Source organism: Cognatiluteimonas telluris (assembly GCF_011320095.1).
In the GTDB taxonomy this organism is placed as follows: domain Bacteria; phylum Pseudomonadota; class Gammaproteobacteria; order Xanthomonadales; family Xanthomonadaceae; genus Cognatiluteimonas; species Cognatiluteimonas telluris.
In genome coordinates, this window is record NZ_JAANOY010000002.1 from 80,740 (window position 1) to 96,727 (window position 15,988).

The 15,988-nt window shown below is 66.5% G+C and carries 14 protein-coding genes; 9 read left to right on the forward strand and 5 right to left on the reverse strand.

Annotated features, from left to right (window positions below; all coding sequences use genetic code 11):
- Positions 1-18 precede the first annotated feature (18 nt).
- Complete coding sequence (locus G7B67_RS02135; protein WP_166207092.1) at positions 19-3,129, forward strand: efflux RND transporter permease subunit; 3,111 nt, start codon at positions 19-21, stop codon at positions 3,127-3,129.
- Between the two features lie 84 nt (positions 3,130-3,213).
- On the opposite strand, the gene G7B67_RS02140 is transcribed toward G7B67_RS02135, so the two are convergent.
- The 5 genes from G7B67_RS02140 to ykgO all read right to left on the reverse strand — a co-directional run bounded on the left by G7B67_RS02140 (position 3,214) and on the right by ykgO (position 7,426).
- Entirely contained in the window at positions 3,214-4,437 is a 1,224-nt protein-coding gene (locus G7B67_RS02140; RefSeq protein WP_166207095.1) for a TraB/GumN family protein, read from the reverse strand.
- A 191-nt stretch (positions 4,438-4,628) separates the two neighbouring features.
- Positions 4,629-5,513 carry a carbon-nitrogen hydrolase gene (locus tag G7B67_RS02145; protein WP_166207098.1) on the reverse strand — a complete coding sequence of 295 codons (885 nt, stop codon included), beginning with the start codon at positions 5,511-5,513 and terminating at the stop codon, positions 4,629-4,631.
- A gap of 192 nt (positions 5,514-5,705) precedes the next feature.
- Complete coding sequence (locus G7B67_RS02150; RefSeq protein ID WP_166207101.1) at positions 5,706-6,743, reverse strand: agmatine deiminase family protein; 1,038 nt, start codon at positions 6,741-6,743, stop codon at positions 5,706-5,708.
- A 16-nt stretch (positions 6,744-6,759) separates the two neighbouring features.
- Positions 6,760-7,089: a hypothetical protein gene (locus G7B67_RS02155; protein WP_166207104.1), complete on the reverse strand. Its 330-nt coding sequence runs from the start codon at positions 7,087-7,089 to the stop codon at positions 6,760-6,762.
- 211 nt (positions 7,090-7,300) lie between these two features.
- Complete coding sequence (ykgO, locus tag G7B67_RS02160; RefSeq protein WP_166207107.1) at positions 7,301-7,426, reverse strand: type B 50S ribosomal protein L36; 126 nt, start codon at positions 7,424-7,426, stop codon at positions 7,301-7,303.
- Positions 7,427-7,582: 156 nt separating this feature from the next.
- Between ykgO and cmk the strand changes: the two genes are divergently transcribed.
- From cmk to galU, 8 genes are all read left to right on the forward strand, one after another.
- On the forward strand, positions 7,583-8,260 hold the full coding sequence (gene cmk, locus G7B67_RS02165; RefSeq protein ID WP_166207696.1) for a (d)CMP kinase: 678 nt from the start codon (positions 7,583-7,585) through the stop codon (positions 8,258-8,260).
- Between the two features lie 166 nt (positions 8,261-8,426).
- Positions 8,427-10,115, forward strand: a complete 1,689-nt coding sequence (gene rpsA, locus G7B67_RS02170) for a 30S ribosomal protein S1 (RefSeq protein ID WP_166207110.1) — start codon at positions 8,427-8,429, stop codon at positions 10,113-10,115.
- 76 nt (positions 10,116-10,191) lie between these two features.
- Positions 10,192-10,494 carry an integration host factor subunit beta gene (locus G7B67_RS02175; RefSeq protein ID WP_166207113.1) on the forward strand — a complete coding sequence of 101 codons (303 nt, stop codon included), beginning with the start codon at positions 10,192-10,194 and terminating at the stop codon, positions 10,492-10,494.
- Positions 10,495-10,677: 183 nt separating this feature from the next.
- Positions 10,678-10,941 (forward strand): lipopolysaccharide assembly protein LapA domain-containing protein, encoded by a 264-nt coding sequence (locus G7B67_RS02180; protein ID WP_166207116.1) that lies wholly within the window; start codon positions 10,678-10,680, stop codon positions 10,939-10,941.
- The gene (gene lapB / locus G7B67_RS02185; RefSeq protein WP_166207699.1) at positions 10,941-12,119 is read left to right on the forward strand and encodes a lipopolysaccharide assembly protein LapB; all 1,179 of its coding nucleotides are present in this window, start codon (positions 10,941-10,943) and stop codon (positions 12,117-12,119) included. The genes G7B67_RS02180 and lapB overlap by 1 nt, the downstream gene beginning before the upstream one ends.
- Complete coding sequence (locus tag G7B67_RS02190) at positions 12,116-13,132, forward strand: MraY family glycosyltransferase (RefSeq protein WP_166207119.1); 1,017 nt, start codon at positions 12,116-12,118, stop codon at positions 13,130-13,132. Before lapB ends, G7B67_RS02190 begins: the two co-directional genes overlap by 4 nt.
- Entirely contained in the window at positions 13,129-15,033 is a 1,905-nt protein-coding gene (locus G7B67_RS02195) for a polysaccharide biosynthesis protein (RefSeq protein WP_166207122.1), read from the forward strand. The genes G7B67_RS02190 and G7B67_RS02195 overlap by 4 nt, the downstream gene beginning before the upstream one ends.
- Positions 15,033-15,965 carry a UTP--glucose-1-phosphate uridylyltransferase GalU gene (gene galU / locus G7B67_RS02200; protein ID WP_166207125.1) on the forward strand — a complete coding sequence of 311 codons (933 nt, stop codon included), beginning with the start codon at positions 15,033-15,035 and terminating at the stop codon, positions 15,963-15,965. Before G7B67_RS02195 ends, galU begins: the two co-directional genes overlap by 1 nt.
- The last annotated feature ends 23 nt before the right edge of the window (positions 15,966-15,988 follow it).

Sequence of the window (15,988 nt, forward strand, 5' to 3'; positions counted from 1 at the left end):
CATGGACGGAGGTCGCGCATGAGCATCGCCGAACTGAGCATCCGTCGGCCGGTGACAACGGTGATGTTGTTCGTTTCGCTGCTCGTGATCGGATTGATCGCGGCGGTGCGCTTGCCACTGGAGGCGCTGCCGTCGGTGTCGCCACCATTCATCTTCATCAGCCTTCCCTACACCGGTTCGACCCCGGAAGAGGTTGAACGCACGCTGCTGCGGCCTGTGGAAGAGGCGATGTCGACCATGTCCGGCATCAAGCAGATCGAAGGCTCGGCGCGCTCGGACGGGGCCGGCTTGCAGGTGGTGTTCAGCGACTGGAGTCGGGACGTGGCCGTGGCCGCCTCGGAAGCGCGCGAGCACATCGACGCGATCCGCGACCAGTTGCCGGAGGAGATGCAGCGCTACTTCGTCCAGAAGTTCAACACCAGCGACATGCCGGTGCTGCGCGTGCGCCTGGCCAGCCAGACGCGCAACCTCACCGGTGCTTACGACCTGATCGATCGTGAATTCAAGCGCCGGCTCGAACGGCTGCCGGGCGTTGCCAAGGTCGAGGTTTCGGGCGCGCCGCCCAACGAAGTGGAGATTGCGATCTCCCCCGACAGCCTGGTCGCGCACAACATCAGCCTCAACGACCTGACCCGTTCGCTGCAGGCGTTGAATTTCTCCGTTTCGGCAGGTGAAGTCGACGATGGCGGCCGTCGCCTGCGCGTGCAGCCGGTGGGGGAAATCACCAGCCTGTCGCAATTCACCGACCTGGTGATCGGCAGCAATGGCGTGCGGCTCGGGGATATCGCCCAGGTCCGGCTCAAGCCTGCCCGCATGGACTATGGCCGCCGCCTCGATGGTCGTCCCGCGGTCGGCCTGGACATTTTCAAGGAGCGCGACGCCAACCTGGTGGAAGTCTCTTCCAGCGCGTTGCGCGAGGTCGAGGCGATCAGCAAGTCCCCGGCGCTGAGCGGGATCCAGATCAAGGTCATCGACAACCAGGGAACCGACGTCACCAGTTCACTGCGCAGCCTGGCTGAAGCCGGTGCGATCGGACTGGTGTTGTCGATCGCGGTACTGTTCTTCTTCCTGCGCCACTGGCCCTCGACGATGATGGTGACGCTGGCAATCCCGATCTGTTTCGTGCTGACGCTGGGGTTTATGTACTTTGCCGGTGTGACGCTCAACATCCTGTCGATGATGGGGCTGTTGCTGGCCGTCGGCATGCTGGTCGACAATGCCGTCGTTGTCGTGGAGAGCATCTACCAGGAACGCGAGAAGAATCCCGGCAACCCCCGCCTGGCGTCGATCCTCGGCACCCGCCATGTGGCGATCGCGTTGACCGCCGGCACGTTGTGCCACTGCATCGTGTTCGTGCCCAACCTGTTCGGCGAGCGTAACGTAACCGCGATTTTCCTCTCGCAGATCGCGATCACGATCTCGGTCTCGCTCCTGGCGTCGTGGCTCGTGGCCGTCAGCCTGATCCCGATGATTTCAGCCAAGCTGAAAACGCCGCCGACACTCGGGCCAGGAGCGGCCTCCGGCCTCATCCCGCGATTGCAGCGACGCTATGCCACCTTCCTGCGCTGGACGCTCGAGCATCGCGGCAAGTCGGTGCTGGGCATCCTGATGATCATCGCGGTCAGCTTGGTGCCGGCGAAGATGACCAAGATCAACATGTTCGGCGGTGGTGGCGGCGAGCAGGTCGACGTCAACTACCAATGGAAGGGCAGCTACACGAAGGAACAGATTTCAGACGAGATACTCAGGGTCGAAAACTTCCTGGACGCCAATCGCGCCAAGTACCACATCAAGCAGCTGTACTCGTATTACAGCGAGCAGGGCGATGCCGACACGGTGGTGACCTTCGACAACAAGGATCCCGAGGTCACCAAGCCGATCGTCGACCAGATCAGCAAGGACCTGCCCAAGTCAGCGCGTGCGACGATCACGGTCGGCCATGGCGGTGATGACGGCGGCCCGGGCCAGAATGTCGAATTCCAGCTGGTCGGCGATTCCACCCAGACGCTGACCGACCTTGCCAACGACATCGTTCCCATCCTCGCGCAACGCAAGGAATTGCGGGACGTCCGCATCGATGCCGGCGACCGCAACAGCGAACTCCAGGTGCGCGTGGACCGCGAACGCGCGGCGGCCTTCGGCTTCAGTGCCGAGGAGGTCTCGAGATTCGTCGGGCTCGCCCTGCGCGGCGCGCCGCTGCGTGAGTTCCGTCGCGGGGAGAACGAAGTGCCCGTGTGGGTCCGGTTTGCCGGCGCGCAGGATTTCGGTGTCAAGGACATCTCCTCGTTCACCGTGCGGGCGCCGGACGGCCGGAGTGTGCCCCTGTTGAGCATGGTCGACGTCAACGTCATCCCCGCCGCCAGCGAGATCAGGCGCGTCAACCGGCAGACCGCGCTGAAGATCGTGGCCGACCTCCCGGACAAGGTCACGATGCCGGACGCGCGCAAGGCGCTGGAAGAAACCCTCAAGGCGGTCGCTTTCCCTGCCGGTTACAGCTACACGTTCGAGGGTAGCGCGTTCGGCGACGACGACGATGCCATGAGGCAGATGTTCTTCAACCTCGGCATCGCCCTGCTGATGATCTACATCGTGATGGCGGCGGTGTTCGAGTCGCTGTTGTTCCCGGTGGCGATCATGAGCGGCGTGGTGTTCTCCGTCTTCGGGGTTTTCTGGCTGTTCTGGCTGACGGGGACCGAGTTCAGCGTCATGGCCTTCATCGGCATCCTGGTGCTGATGGGCGTGGTGGTGAACAACGGCATTGTCATGATCGAGCACATCAACAACCTGCGCCGGCGCGGCATGTCACGCACCGACGCGCTCGTGGAAGGCAGCCGCGAGCGCCTGCGCCCGATCATGATGACAATGGGTACCGCGATCCTGGCCATGGTTCCAATTGCGTTGTCGACCAGCGATACCGGCAACAACATGCCGGCGTATTACCCGATGGCGCGAGCGATCGCCGGCGGCCTGGCGTTCTCGACCGTCGTCAGCCTGCTGTTCCTGCCGACGATCTACGCGATCCTCGACGACCTCAGCCATGGCACGACCCGCATCATCGAACGTGCCCGACGCCGGCGTGGGGACGCGCAAGGGCCCGTCGCTTCCGTGGCTGCCATCAGCGTGGAGTAGGCGCCCTTCGCCTGGTGGCGCGCCGGGCGCTGCCGAGTGATCGGAAACGGCCCGGGGCCGAAAGCCGCGCCACCGGCTGGGAAATCAGCCGAAGAGCTTGCCCAGGATGCGGGCGCCGGCAATCCAGACGCCGATCGCGGTGCCCAGGTTGGTCAGCGTGAAGTTGACCAGCACCCGCGCGACGCGGTTGCGATACCAGCCGCGGGCCGACTGGACGTCCGTGCGCAGGGCAAGGAAGTCGGCATAGGTGGGTTTGCGGATCCACGCTTCGACCATCGCGCTGAACGTGCCGGATGGCACCCCTGGATGGAACGGCTTGAGCGGGGCGGCGATCGCGGCGGTGACGATGCTCAGCAGATGCCCGCCGGCCAGCAGGCAACCCAGCGCGGCCAGGCCGGAGGTGTACGCCACCCATTGCGCGACAAGGTCGGCGCCGACGTCGAAGCCGCCACGCCAGAAGCCGTAGGCGAAGCTCCCCAGGACCAGCGCCGTGATCGCCAGCGTGAACCAGGGGACGGATGACTTCTTCGGCACGAATTCGAGCTGTTCGCGCACTTGCGCGGGCGGGTCGGTGTCCTCCCGCAGGTGGCGGGCCAGGCCCTGCAGGTGGCCTGCGCCAACCACAGCCAGCACACGGGCTCCCGCGGTGGTGGCCGATTCCCGCAGGCGCGCGGCCATGTAGCGGTCGCGCTCGGCGATGATGGTGTCGTACAGCGCCGGGGTCTGCGCCGCGAACTCGCTGAAGGCCGACTCGAGCATGTCGCCTTCCTTGAGCTTTTCGATCTGGTCCTCGTCGACCTCGTCGTTCACGACCATGCCGGCCACGAGGCCCGATGCGATCTTCGCCCGGCCCCACCAGCCCAGGCGCCGCATCGCGCGGCGGAAGGTCAGGCCGACATCGCGGTCGATCAAGTGCAGTGGCAGTCCGAGCGACCTGGCTTCGGCGGCCGCGACTTTCAGTTCCGCACCGGGCTCGATGCCGAGCTTTTCCGCCAACCGCCGCTGGTAACCCGCCAGCGCCAGGTTGGCGGCGAACACCGCGGTCTTGCCTTCGCGCAGCACCTTGATCAGATCGAGGTTGGCCAGCGAATCCGGATCCGTCAGCCCCTGCAGGCGCTGCGGATCGAGCTCGACCGCGATCTCGTCGAAGGTGCCGCTGGCGATCGCGGCGCGGACGGCATCGACGCTCGCCCTGGAAACATGCGCGGTGCCGAGCAGGGTGTAGTGCACGCCATCACGCTCGACGATCGCCGTCGGTTGCCTGGTCGAAGCCAGGGCGGGGTCCAGCGGTGTCGGGATGTCGGTCATCGTCGCCAATAGGAATGGAAAATCTGGTCTGTGTAGCCCGGGTAAGCGCAGCGCACCCGGGAGGAACATGCAGACGCCGGGACACGCCGCCAGGGCAGTGCGTCGCAGAGGCCTGAACTGGTGTGCGGCAGGTTAGCAGTCGTCGCTGGTGGCCCCGGGTGCGCTGCGCTTACCCGGGTACGTGAGGCGGCTCAGTCGCGGTAGCGCTTCAACAGGTCGCCATAGGCATCGATCCGGCGATCGCGCAGGAAAGGCCAGATCCGCCGCACATGCTCGCTGCGCTGCAGGTCGACCTCGGCCATCAGCAGTTCGGGAGCGTCGATGCTGGCCTCGGCCAGGATTTCGCCCTGCGGGCCGAGCACGTGGCTGGACCCCCAGAAGTCGATGCCCGAGGCCTGCACCGGTGAGGGTTCGTGGCCAACGCGGTTGCAGCTCAGGACGGCCAGGCCGTTGGCGACGGCGTGCCCTCGGTGGCTGAGCAGCCAGGCGTTGCGTTGACGATCCTTCTCGGCCTGGTCGTCGTCGGGATCCCAGCCGATCGCGGTCGGATAGAGCAGCAGCTCGGCCCCGGCCAGCGCCATCAGGCGCGCGCCTTCCGGATACCACTGGTCCCAGCACACCAGCACGCCCAGGCGGCCCACCGAGGTATCGATCGGGTGGAAACCCAGGTCGCCCGGAGTGAAGTAGAACTTCTCGTTGAAGCCCGGATCGTCCGGGATGTGCATCTTGCGGTACTTGCCCGCCAACGAGCCGTCGCGGTCCAGGACAACCGCGGTGTTGTGGTAGAGCCCGGCGCCACGGCGCTCGAACAGCGATCCGACCAGCACCACGCCATGCTGCTTCGCCAGTCGGCCCAAGCGCTCGGTACTGGGTCCGGGGATCGCTTCGGCCAGTTCGAATTCGCACACATTCTGGTGCTGGCAGAAGTAGGCGCCGTTGTGCAGTTCCTGAAGCAGCACCAGCTTTGCGCCGTGCTTCGCGGCTTCGGCGACGCGTTGTTCGATGACGGCGAGATTGGCCTCGGCATCGCCGTGGTTGCGCTCCTGGATCAGCGCGACGGGAAGGATCTTGGTCATCGGATGATTGTATGGCGGGTGTCAACAAGGTCGCGTCCTGGCCGGTGGGCCGGACGCGTCCCGGCGCCGCACCCGTGCGCCGGAAGGCCTGTGGCCGAAGCCGCGCGCGGCGCGCTGCAAGTCCCGACAGGCGAACCTCCCGTCGTGAGTTCCTGGAATGCGGCAGGATCGCCCACGCTGGCGGGCAGTCTGCTACCCCGCCGGAATGACGCCTGCCGGCAGTTGCATGGTGATGCAGTGCAGGCTGCCGTTCTGCCAGATCAGCGGCCGGCAGGGGACGGGCACGATCTCACGGCCGGGGAAGGCTTCGGCCAGGACCGCCTGTGCGCGTCCATCGGCCGCGTCGCCGTAAACCGGCATCAGCACGGCTCCATTGACGATGAGGAAGTTGGCATAACTTGCTGCCAGCCTTCGATTTTCGTCGATGATTGGTTGCGGCCATGGCAGTGCGAACAGGCGGTAGGACCGGCCGTCCGTGGTGCGCATGGCGGCCAGTTCGGCGGCCATTGCCTGCAGTTCGCGGTAATGCGGATCCGAGGCGTCGTCGCAGTCCTGGAACACGATCGCGTCGCCGGGCGCGAAGCGGGCGAGGGTATCGACATGGGCGTCGGTGTCGTCCCCTTCCAGATATCCGTGATCGAGCCAGACCACGCGCTGCTGCTGCAGCGCATCGGCCAACCGGTCGGCGAGGGTGACCCGGTCCAGCTGCGGGTGGCGCTCATGCAGGCAGCGCCAGGTGGTCAGCAACGTGCCGGCGCCGTCCGTCTCAATCGCGCCGCCTTCTAGAGCAAACTCAATTGGTTGGCGAGTACTGTTGAGAAATGTTCCAGCTTCATCGAGGTGCTCGATCAGGCGGTCGTCCTGGCTGGCGTCGAATTTGCCACCCCAGCCGGTGAAGCGGAAATCCAGCAGCCGGAATCCGTCCGCCCCCGCAAGCGTGATCGGGCCGGAGTCGCGCAGCCAGGTGTCGTCGTAAGCGACCTCGACGAAGCGAACCTGCGCCATGTCGATCCGCGCCGAGGCCAGGCGCGCGCGGGCGTACGCCTGCACGTCGTCGTCGGCCACGCAGACCACCACCGGTTCGAAGCGGGCGATCGCCGCGACCAGCGCGATGTAGGTCTCCTCGACAGCCGCCAGTCGTGGCGCCCAGTCGGTCCCGGCATGGGGCCAGGCGATCAGGATCGCTGACTGGGGCTCCCACTCGGCGGGGAAGCGTGGTGCCTCGGGCATCGTCGATTCGGGCCGGTCAGCGGACAGCGGGCTTGGGCCCGATTTCATCGTCGCCGGTCTTGTTGGCGACCGCGTCCACGACCTTGCTCTTTTCGAAGTACACGGTGAAGGCCGGGTAGCTCCAGCGGTAGATCGTCGGCCATTGGTGCTTCTGTCCACCACGCGGTTCGAGTTTGCTGGCCGGGGCGCCGAAGCGGGCCTGGACCTGGTCCATCGACATGCCGCGCGAAGGCATGGCCATCGTGGGTTCCTGCTGCACGCGCTCGACCAGCAGGGTCTCGGCCGCGGCGGTGCCGGCGAAGGCGAGCAGGGCGACCAGCGGCACGACGCGGAAGCGGACATTCATGGCGCGACTCCTCGGGGCGATGGGTAGGACAGCGTTTTAGCAGATCGCAGCGCCGGGCCGTAGGCCGTCGAGCGCCACCCGGCGTGGAAACAGGAAAGGCCGCATCGCTGCGGCCTTTCCGGAACCCTTGCCGATGGACGCCGCGAGGCGCCGCTTCGGTTTTCGCCGTTCGCATGCCTGCGGCGCCGGGCGCCGCAGGTACACGCTTGTTTCAGCGCTGGCGCGCCTTGAAACGCGGGTTCGACTTGCAGATCACGAAGATCTTGCCGCGGCGGCGGACCACCTTGCAGTCGCGGTGGCGGTTCTTCGCGGACTTCAGGGAGGACAGGACCTTCATGACAACCTCGGATGGCGAAAGAATGGATGGTGGGACAACGAAGCCGGACATTCTGCCTGCATTTCCCCCTGCATTCAACTGCTTGCGGAGCCTGGCGCGGGCCGCGGGCTACACTTGCCGGTCAACGCAGGAGATCCGATGTCCGACGACACCTCCATGGCCGGCGCGCCGGTCCTCACCATCGACGGTCCCTCGGGCTCGGGCAAGGGCACGATCAGCCGCCTGGTCGCCGCCCGCCTGGGTTGGCATTACCTCGATTCCGGGGCCCTGTACCGGGCCGTGGGCCTGGCCGCGGGCTGGTCGGACATCGACCTGTCGGACGCGTCGGCGCTGGTCCGTTGCGCCTTCGATACCCAGGTCGGCTTCGTCGGCGATGGCCCGGAGGAGCCACGCATCCTGGTCAACGGGGTCGACGCCACGGACGAACTGCGCACCGAAACCGCCGGTGCGGCCGCCTCCGCCATCGCGGCCATTCCGGAGGTCCGCTCGGCCCTGCGCGACCGCCAGCGGGCCTTCCGCCAGCCGCCGGGCCTGGTCGCCGACGGCCGCGACATGGGGACGGTCATTTTCCCCGACGCCAGCCACAAGGTCTTCCTGACCGCCAGCGCCGATGAACGGGCCCAAAGACGCTATAAGCAGTTGAAGGAAAAAGGGGTTTCCGTTACATTGGACGGTCTGCTGCGGGAGATTCTGGCCCGCGACGCCCGCGATGCCAATCGCGCGGTGGCTCCGTTGCGCCCGGCCCAAGACGCCGTCTGCATCGACACCACCGGCCTTGGCATCGATGCGGTCGTCGAACGCGTGCTGGAGCTGCTTCCGGCGCGGGGGGCGTAATCCGCCGCAACAGACCCAGCCGTCTGCAATCCCGCAGCCGGTGATCAACCACACATGGCGCAGGCTTCGTCGAAGCCACGCCAGACCCAGGGTGGGTCGGAAGCATCGCCAATCCGGCGTGTCCGGCCTGTGTATCCACAGAGATATTCCATACATGAATGCTGCAATGACCGAATCCTTCGCCGAACTGTTCGAGCAGAGCCAGTCGCACATCGCCAAGCTCAAGCCGGGTTCCATCGTCACCGGCACCGTCGTCGAGGTCCGTACCGACGTGGTGGTGATCAACGCCGGCCTGAAGTCCGAAGGCATCGTGCCGATCGAACAGTTCCGCAATGACGCCGGCGAAATCGACGTTGGAGTGGGTGATGTCGTCAAGGTCGCGCTGGACAGCCTCGAGAACGGCTTCGGCGAGACCGTGCTGTCGCGCGAGAAGGCCAAGCGCTCGATGGTGTGGGACGAGCTCGAGGAAGCCCTCGAGAAGAACGAAACCATCACCGGCCGCATCAGCGGCAAGGTCAAGGGCGGCTTCACCGTCGACATCAAGGACGTCCGCGCATTCCTGCCGGGTTCGCTGGTCGACGTGCGTCCGGTGCGCGATCCCGTGTACCTGGAAGGCAAGGAACTCGAGTTCAAGCTCATCAAGCTCGACCGCAAGCGCAACAACGTGGTGGTTTCGCGTCGCGCGGTGGTCGAGAGCGAACATTCGGAAGAGCGCGAGCAGCTGCTCGAGAAGCTCGTCGAGGGCGCGGTGCTGAAGGGCGTGGTCAAGAACCTCACCGACTACGGCGCGTTCGTCGACCTCGGCGGCATCGACGGCCTGCTGCACATCACCGACATGGCCTGGAAGCGCGTGCGCCATCCGTCGGAAGTCGTGGAAGTCGGCCAGGAGCTCGACGTCCGCGTGCTCAAGTACGACAAGGAGCGCAACCGCGTCAGCCTCGGCCTCAAGCAGCTGGGCGAGGATCCGTGGGACAACATCGCGCGCCGTTACCCGGCGAACACCCGCGTGTTCGGCAAGGTCTCCAACGTCACCGATTACGGCGCGTTCGTCGAGATCGAGCCGGGCGTCGAAGGCCTGGTGCACGTGTCCGAGATGGACTGGACCAACAAGAACGTCAACCCGTCCAAGGTCGTGCAGGTCGGTGACGAGCTGCAGGTCATGGTGCTGGACGTCGATGAAGAGCGTCGCCGCATTTCGCTGGGCATCAAGCAGGTCACCAGCAATCCGTGGGAGACCTTCGCCGCGATCCACAAGAAGGGCGACAAGGTCGAAGGCCAGATCAAGTCGATCACCGACTTCGGCATCTTCATCGGCCTGGACGGCGGCATCGATGGCCTGATCCACCTGTCGGATATCAGCTGGAATTCGACCGGCGAAGACATCGCGCGCAACTACAAGAAGGGCGACACGCTGGAAGCCGTCGTGCTGGCGGTGGACCCGGAGCGCGAGCGCATCAGCCTGGGCGTCAAGCAGATGGAACAGGACCCGATGGGCCAGTTCGTCGCGACCAACACCCGCGGCTCGATCGTCAAGGGCACGGTGAAGGAAGTCGACGCCAAGGGTGCGACGGTTGAACTCGAAGGCGGCGTGGAAGGCTATATCGCTGCGCGAGACATCGCCCACGAGCGCGTCGAGGACGCCAGCCAGCGCCTGAAGGTTGGCGACGAGATCGAAGCCAAGATCGTCGGCACCGATCGCAAGAGCCGCCTGATGCAGCTGTCGATCAAGGCCAAGGACGAAGCCGAGACGCAGGAAGCGCTGTCCGAGTACAACCGGTCGGCGGCCGACGCGTCCAGCGGCACGACCAAGCTCGGCGCGTTGCTGCGCGAGCAGCTCAACAGCAAGTCCGAGTAAGCGGTTGGCGAAAACGGCCCGGTTGATCCCGGGCCGTTTTCCATGACCATCGAATGATGTCCCCGGCAAAGTCCGAATGACCAAGTCCGAACTGATCGAGATCCTCACCCAGCGCCAGGGCCACCTGAAGTCTGAGGACGTCGATCTTGCGGTGAAGTCGCTGCTCGAAATGATGGGCGGCGCGCTCGCGCATGGCGAGCGGATCGAGATCCGCGGCTTCGGCAGTTTTTCCCTGCATTTCCGTCCGCCACGCACCGGACGCAACCCCAAGACCGGCGATGCGGTGCCGTTGCCCGGCAAGCATGTGCCGCATTTCAAACCCGGCAAGGACCTGCGCGAGCGCGTCAGCGACGCGATCCCGGTCGCCAGCGAGGACTGAGCGCAAAGCCGCCGCCATCGCGTTTCGGTAGGAGCGCCTTCAGGCGCGAGCTCTTCCGTATCAGGGCAGCCACCCAACGCGCATCGCAGACGCCCCGAGCTGCAAGTTACGCGCGTACCCCCGACCCGCTGAACAATGCGTAGGCCGTCGGCTAAGCTAGCCGCCGATCCTGGAGTCCATCGCATGCGCCTGATCCGAGTGCTGGTCGCCCTGGTGTTCCTGGGCTGTGGAGTGATCGTCGGCGCGCTCAACGCGCAGCCGGTGTCGCTCGACCTCGGCATGGCCGTCCTGCATTCCACCCTGGGCGTGTGCCTGCTCGCGGCGCTGCTGCTGGGGGTGGTGCTCGGCGGCCTCGCGATTTCCGCCAGCGTGGTGCTGCCGCTGCGCCAGCGACTGCGGCACGCCAGCCAGCGACCGCCCGCGCGAGGCGATGGAGCCGCCGCATGATGGCCATCCTCGACCAATGGTTCTGGTTTTTCCTGCTGCTTCCGGTGGCGGCGCTCAGCGGCTGGGTGATCGGCCGCCGTGGCGGCGAGCGCCATAGCGACAGCCAGGTCAGCAAGCTGTCGACGACGTACTTCCGCGGCCTGAACTACCTGCTCAACGAGCAGCCGGACAAGGCGATCGAGCTGTTCCTGCACATCGCCGAACTCGACAAGGAAACCTTTGAAACCCAGGTCGCACTCGGACACCTGTTCCGCCGCCGCGGCGAAGTCGATCGCGCGATCCGCCTCCACCAGGCGTTGGTCGAGCGGCGCGACCTGAGCGATCCGCAGAAAGTGCAGGCACTGCTGGCGCTGGGCGAGGACTACATGCGCTCGGGCCTGCTGGACCGCGCCGAAACCGTGTTCTCCGACCTGGCGCGGATCGACCAGCGCGCACCGCAGGCGCTCAAGCACCTGATCGGCATTTACCAGGCCGAGCGCGACTGGCCGAAGGCGATCGAGAACGCCACCCGATTCGAAGCCGCCACCGGCGAGCCGATGGGCAAGCTGACCGCGCAGTTCGAGTGCGAGCTGGCCGAACGCCAGCGCGCGGCCGGCGACATGTCCGCGGCGCGCGCATCGATCGCGCGGGCCTATGCGGCTGATTCGACGTCCGTACGCGCGGGCATGCTGGAGGGACGCATCGACGTCGAAGCCGGCAACGACCCGGCGGCGATCCGGGCCTTCGAGCGCGCGGCCCGCCACGATCCGGATTACCTGCCTGAAATCCTCCCCCAACTGCTGCCTTGCTACGAGCGTGTCGGTGACAGTCCGGGTGCCCGCGCCTTCCTGGGGGAAATGAGCGAACACTACCGCGGTATCTCGCCGGTGCTGGCACTCACGCGCCTGGTGGAGAACGAGGAGGGCGTGGCGGCGGCACGTGGCTATCTCGCCCAGCAGCTCAAGGATCGTCCGTCCGTCCGCGGTGAAGCGGCGCTGATCGACCTGACGTTGGCCGAAGGCGCCGATGCCGTCGCCACCCTGCGCGACCTGCGCCACATCACCGACCAGCTGCTGGTGCGCAATCCCAGCTACCGCTGCAGTCGCTGCGGCTTCGGCGCGCGCAGCCACCACTGGCAATGCCCCAGTTGCAAGGAGTGGGGGACGATCAAGCCGCTGCTCAACTATGCCGTGGTGTGACCGTGGTTGAAGCGGTCGCGGGCGGCTGGGTGGGCTGGGTCGCGCTGCACCTGTCGATCGGCATCGTCGGCACCTGGCTGGCGCGCCGCTATGCGCTGCACCGGCAACTGGTCGACCAACCTGGCGAACGCCGCAGCCACGACACGCCGACGCCGCGTGGCGGCGGGATTTCGATCGTGGCGTCGATGCTGGTGGCGCTGTGCGGCCTGGCCTGGTGTTTTCCTGGCCACGCCACGCTGATGCTGGCGACCGCGGCGGGCACCGCGCTGGTGGCCGGGATCGGATGGGTCGACGACCACCACCCCCTGCCACCCTGGCCGCGGCTGCTGGTCCAGGCGGTGGCGGCGCTCCTGCTGGCCTGGGGCCTGCAACTGGAAGGTGCCGGGATTGCCGTCGCCGGTGCGGGTTTCGTGGCCGCCCTGGTGCTGGTCAATGTCTGGAACTTCATGGACGGCATCGACGCCCTGGCGGCGTCCCAGGCGCTGCTGGTCGCGACGGCGTATGGCTTGTGGGCCGGCGTGGGGGTCGGGGCCTGGTTCGCACTGGCACTGGCGGCGGCGTGCCTCGGTTTCCTGCCGTTCAACCTGCCCAGGGCCCGGATCTTCCTTGGTGACGTGGGTAGCGGTGCGTTGGGATACGGGCTTGCCGCACTGGCCGCATGGCTGCTGGTCGACGCCGGTCCACGCGGCCCGCTGCTGTTGCTGCCGTTATCGGCCTTCCTGATCGATGCCACGCTGACCCTGGCCCTGCGCGTGCTCGGTGGGGAACGCTGGTGGATGCCCCACGCCGGGCACGCTTACCAGTACTGGGTGCGTCGCTGCGGCCGCCATGGGCGGGTAACTTGGTCCTATGCCGCATGGACGCTGCTCGCCTGCCTGGCGATGCTGGCCGGAAGAGGGGCCCCGCCAGCGTTTATCATGGTCGGGCTGCCCGTGGCGGGCCTGCTGGGGGCAGGCGTCTGGGCTTATCTGAGACGCACGGTCCGCAGGGCGGGCGAGGACGCGAGGGAATGATGGGCCTGAAGGAGCGCGTCAGCGTCGGTATTCCGCGTGCGGCCGTGGTATTCCACGATCTTTTCATGGTCTGGCTGGCGTGGACGGGGCTGCACCAGCTGCGCTACGCGATCCTGCCGTTGCCGCCGAGCGTCACCCTTTGGGGGGCGGAAATCGCCCTGGTGCTGCTGGCGCAGGCACTGGTGTTCTGGCGGGTCGGCCTCTACCGCGGCATCTGGCGCTTTGCCAGCGTCCCGGACCTGTTCAACATCCTCAAGGCCAGCATCTTCGGCCTGCTGGCGATCGTCGTCGGATTGTTCCTCTACAACCGCCTCAACCAGATCCCGCGCACGGTATTGGTGTTGTATCCGATCGTGCTGACGGCCCTGTTGGGCATGCCGCGGCTGCTGTACCGGGCCTGGAAGGACTACCGCCAGTCGGGGTCGGACAAGGCGGTACTGCGGGTGTTGATCCTCGGGGCCGGCCAGGCCGGTGAAGCCCTCGTGCGCGACCTGCGCCGCGCTGGTGCCTACCAGCCGGTCGGTTTCCTGGACGATGCCGCGAAGCTCCGCGGCAGCCACCTCCAGGGATTGCCGATCCTGGGCAGGATCGATGAAGTCGAACGCATTGCCCCGGAAACCGCAGCGCAATTGCTGGTGATCGCCATGCCCTCGCTCGGCGCGCCCGCCATGCGCCGGATCGTCGCTGCCTGCGAGCGCACCAGCCTGCCATTCCGCACGGTGCCGCACCTGGAAGACCTGCTCGAAGGACGGTCGCTGCCGGGTGAGTTGAAGGAAGTCGCGATCGAGGACCTGCTGGGGCGCCAACCGGTGACACCGGACTGGAAGGCGATCCGCGGCTGGCTTGGTGGCCGCAGCGTGCTTGTCACCGGCGCCGGCGGTTCGATCGGTTCCGAGCTGTGCCGTCAGTGCGCACGCCATGGCGCACGCCAGATCGCGCTGCTGGAGATCGACGAGCTTGCGCTGACGCGGATGGAGGCCGAACTTCGCCGTGACTTCCCGCAGATCGCCTGCGTGCCGATCCTCGGCGACTGCGGCGATCCGGCGGTGATCCGCTATGCCCTGGCGCAATCGACGCCCGAAGCCGTCTTCCATGCCGCCGCCTACAAGCAGGTGCCGCTGCTGGAAAGCCAGTTGCGCGAGGCGATCCGCAACAACGTACTGGCGACCGAAACCGTCGCTCGCGCCAGCCAGGAGGCTGGCGTCGGCACCTTCGTGCTGATCTCCACCGACAAGGCGGTCGATCCGGTCAACGTGCTTGGCGCGACCAAGCGCCTGGCGGAAATGGTGTGCCAGGCGATGGCGAGTCCGCGCACGACGCGCTCGGTGACGGTGCGCTTCGGCAACGTGCTCGATTCGGCCGGCAGCGTCGTGCCGCTGTTCCGGGAACAGATCCGCAGCGGGGTGGTCACCGTTACCCATCCCGATGTCACCCGCTATTTCATGACCATCCCCGAGGCCTGCCAGCTGATCCTGCAGGCGGCGGCGATCGGTTCCACCCATGCGGTCTACACGCTGGACATGGGTGAGCCGGTGTCGATCCGGCTGTTGGCGGAACAGATGATCCGGCTTGCCGGCAAGCATCCCGAGCGGGACGTCGCCATCGTCTACACCGGCCTGCGGGCGGGCGAGAAGATGCACGAAACGCTGTTCCATGCCGATGAGCGATATCGGCCAACGGCCCACCCGAAAATCCTGCAGGCGGAGGCGCGCAGCATCGTCGCGGAGAAGATCGGGGAGGCGACCTCACGCCTGCGTGACGCGGTGGGACGCTACGATCTCGACGAGCTGGCATTGATCCTGTGCGATGCGGTCCCGGAATTCGCGCCGCTCAATGCCGCACCCGCGACATCGTCGGCGACGGTGGTCGCTTTCCCCGCACGCAACGCCAGGAAGACTTGATGACGTCAGGCTCGGTCACCGACGCTCGGCGCGGCAATCGCCGCATTCGCAAGGCAGTATTTCCAGTGGCGGGACTCGGGACCCGTTTCCTTCCGGCGACCAAGACGGTCCCCAAGGAGATGCTGCCGATCATCGACAAGCCGCTGATCCAGTACGCCGTCGACGAGGCGATCGAGGCAGGCTGCGACACGTTGGTATTCGTCACCAATCGCTACAAGCACGCGGTTGCGGACTACTTCGACAAGGCCTACGAGCTTGAGCAGAAGCTCGAGCGCGCAGGCAAGACCGAGCAGCTTGAGCTGGTGCGCAACGTGCTGCCGCCGGGCGTGCGTGCCATTTTCGTCACCCAGGCCGAAGCCCTGGGGCTCGGTCACGCCGTCCTGTGCGCCCGGCCCGTCATCGGCGACGAGCCCTTCGCCGTATTGCTGCCGGACGACCTGATCTGGACCCGTGGCGGGCCGGGCGCGCTGTCGCAGATGGCCGACCTCGCGCAGGCCCAACAGGCCAGCGTGATCGCCATCCAGGACGTGCAGCGCAGCCAGACCGGCAGCTACGGCATCGTCGCCACCGAGGATTTCAGCGGCCGCGAAGGACGGATCACGGCGATCGTCGAAAAACCGGCTCCCGAGGTCGCGCCGAGCACCCGCGCCGTCGTCGGACGCTACATCCTCTCGCCCCGGATCTTCGACCTGCTGGAGACGACGCCACCTGGCGCCGGCGGCGAAATCCAGCTGACCGATGCGATTTCGCAATTGCTCCGCGAAGATCCGGTGTTCGCCTATCGCTTCCGAGGCACCCGCTTCGATTGCGGGGCCCACATCGGCCTGATCGAAGCAACCATCCGCTATGCGCTCGACCATGAAGTGCTCAGCGATGCCGCCCGCCGGGTGATGCAGAACGCCCTGGACGAACTGGGCGTGACCGACCTCTAGCAGGACGGGATTCCCCGAGCCGC

Coding starts and splice junctions, on each gene's coding strand:
- G7B67_RS02195 (WP_166207122.1), top strand. CDS start 13,129: ATGATGGGCCTGAAGGAGCGCGTCAGCGTCGGTATTCCGCGTGCGGCC.
- ykgO (WP_166207107.1), bottom strand. CDS start 7,426: ATGAAGGTCCTGTCCTCCCTGAAGTCCGCGAAGAACCGCCACCGCGAC.
- G7B67_RS02140 (WP_166207095.1), bottom strand. CDS start 4,437: ATGACCGACATCCCGACACCGCTGGACCCCGCCCTGGCTTCGACCAGG.
- G7B67_RS02180 (WP_166207116.1), top strand. CDS start 10,678: ATGCGCCTGATCCGAGTGCTGGTCGCCCTGGTGTTCCTGGGCTGTGGA.
- galU (WP_166207125.1), top strand. CDS start 15,033: ATGACGTCAGGCTCGGTCACCGACGCTCGGCGCGGCAATCGCCGCATT.
- rpsA (WP_166207110.1), top strand. CDS start 8,427: ATGACCGAATCCTTCGCCGAACTGTTCGAGCAGAGCCAGTCGCACATC.
- G7B67_RS02145 (WP_166207098.1), bottom strand. CDS start 5,513: ATGACCAAGATCCTTCCCGTCGCGCTGATCCAGGAGCGCAACCACGGC.
- cmk (WP_166207696.1), top strand. CDS start 7,583: ATGGCCGGCGCGCCGGTCCTCACCATCGACGGTCCCTCGGGCTCGGGC.
- G7B67_RS02155 (WP_166207104.1), bottom strand. CDS start 7,089: ATGAATGTCCGCTTCCGCGTCGTGCCGCTGGTCGCCCTGCTCGCCTTC.
- G7B67_RS02135 (WP_166207092.1), top strand. CDS start 19: ATGAGCATCGCCGAACTGAGCATCCGTCGGCCGGTGACAACGGTGATG.
- lapB (WP_166207699.1), top strand. CDS start 10,941: ATGGCCATCCTCGACCAATGGTTCTGGTTTTTCCTGCTGCTTCCGGTG.
- G7B67_RS02175 (WP_166207113.1), top strand. CDS start 10,192: ATGACCAAGTCCGAACTGATCGAGATCCTCACCCAGCGCCAGGGCCAC.
- G7B67_RS02150 (WP_166207101.1), bottom strand. CDS start 6,743: ATGCCCGAGGCACCACGCTTCCCCGCCGAGTGGGAGCCCCAGTCAGCG.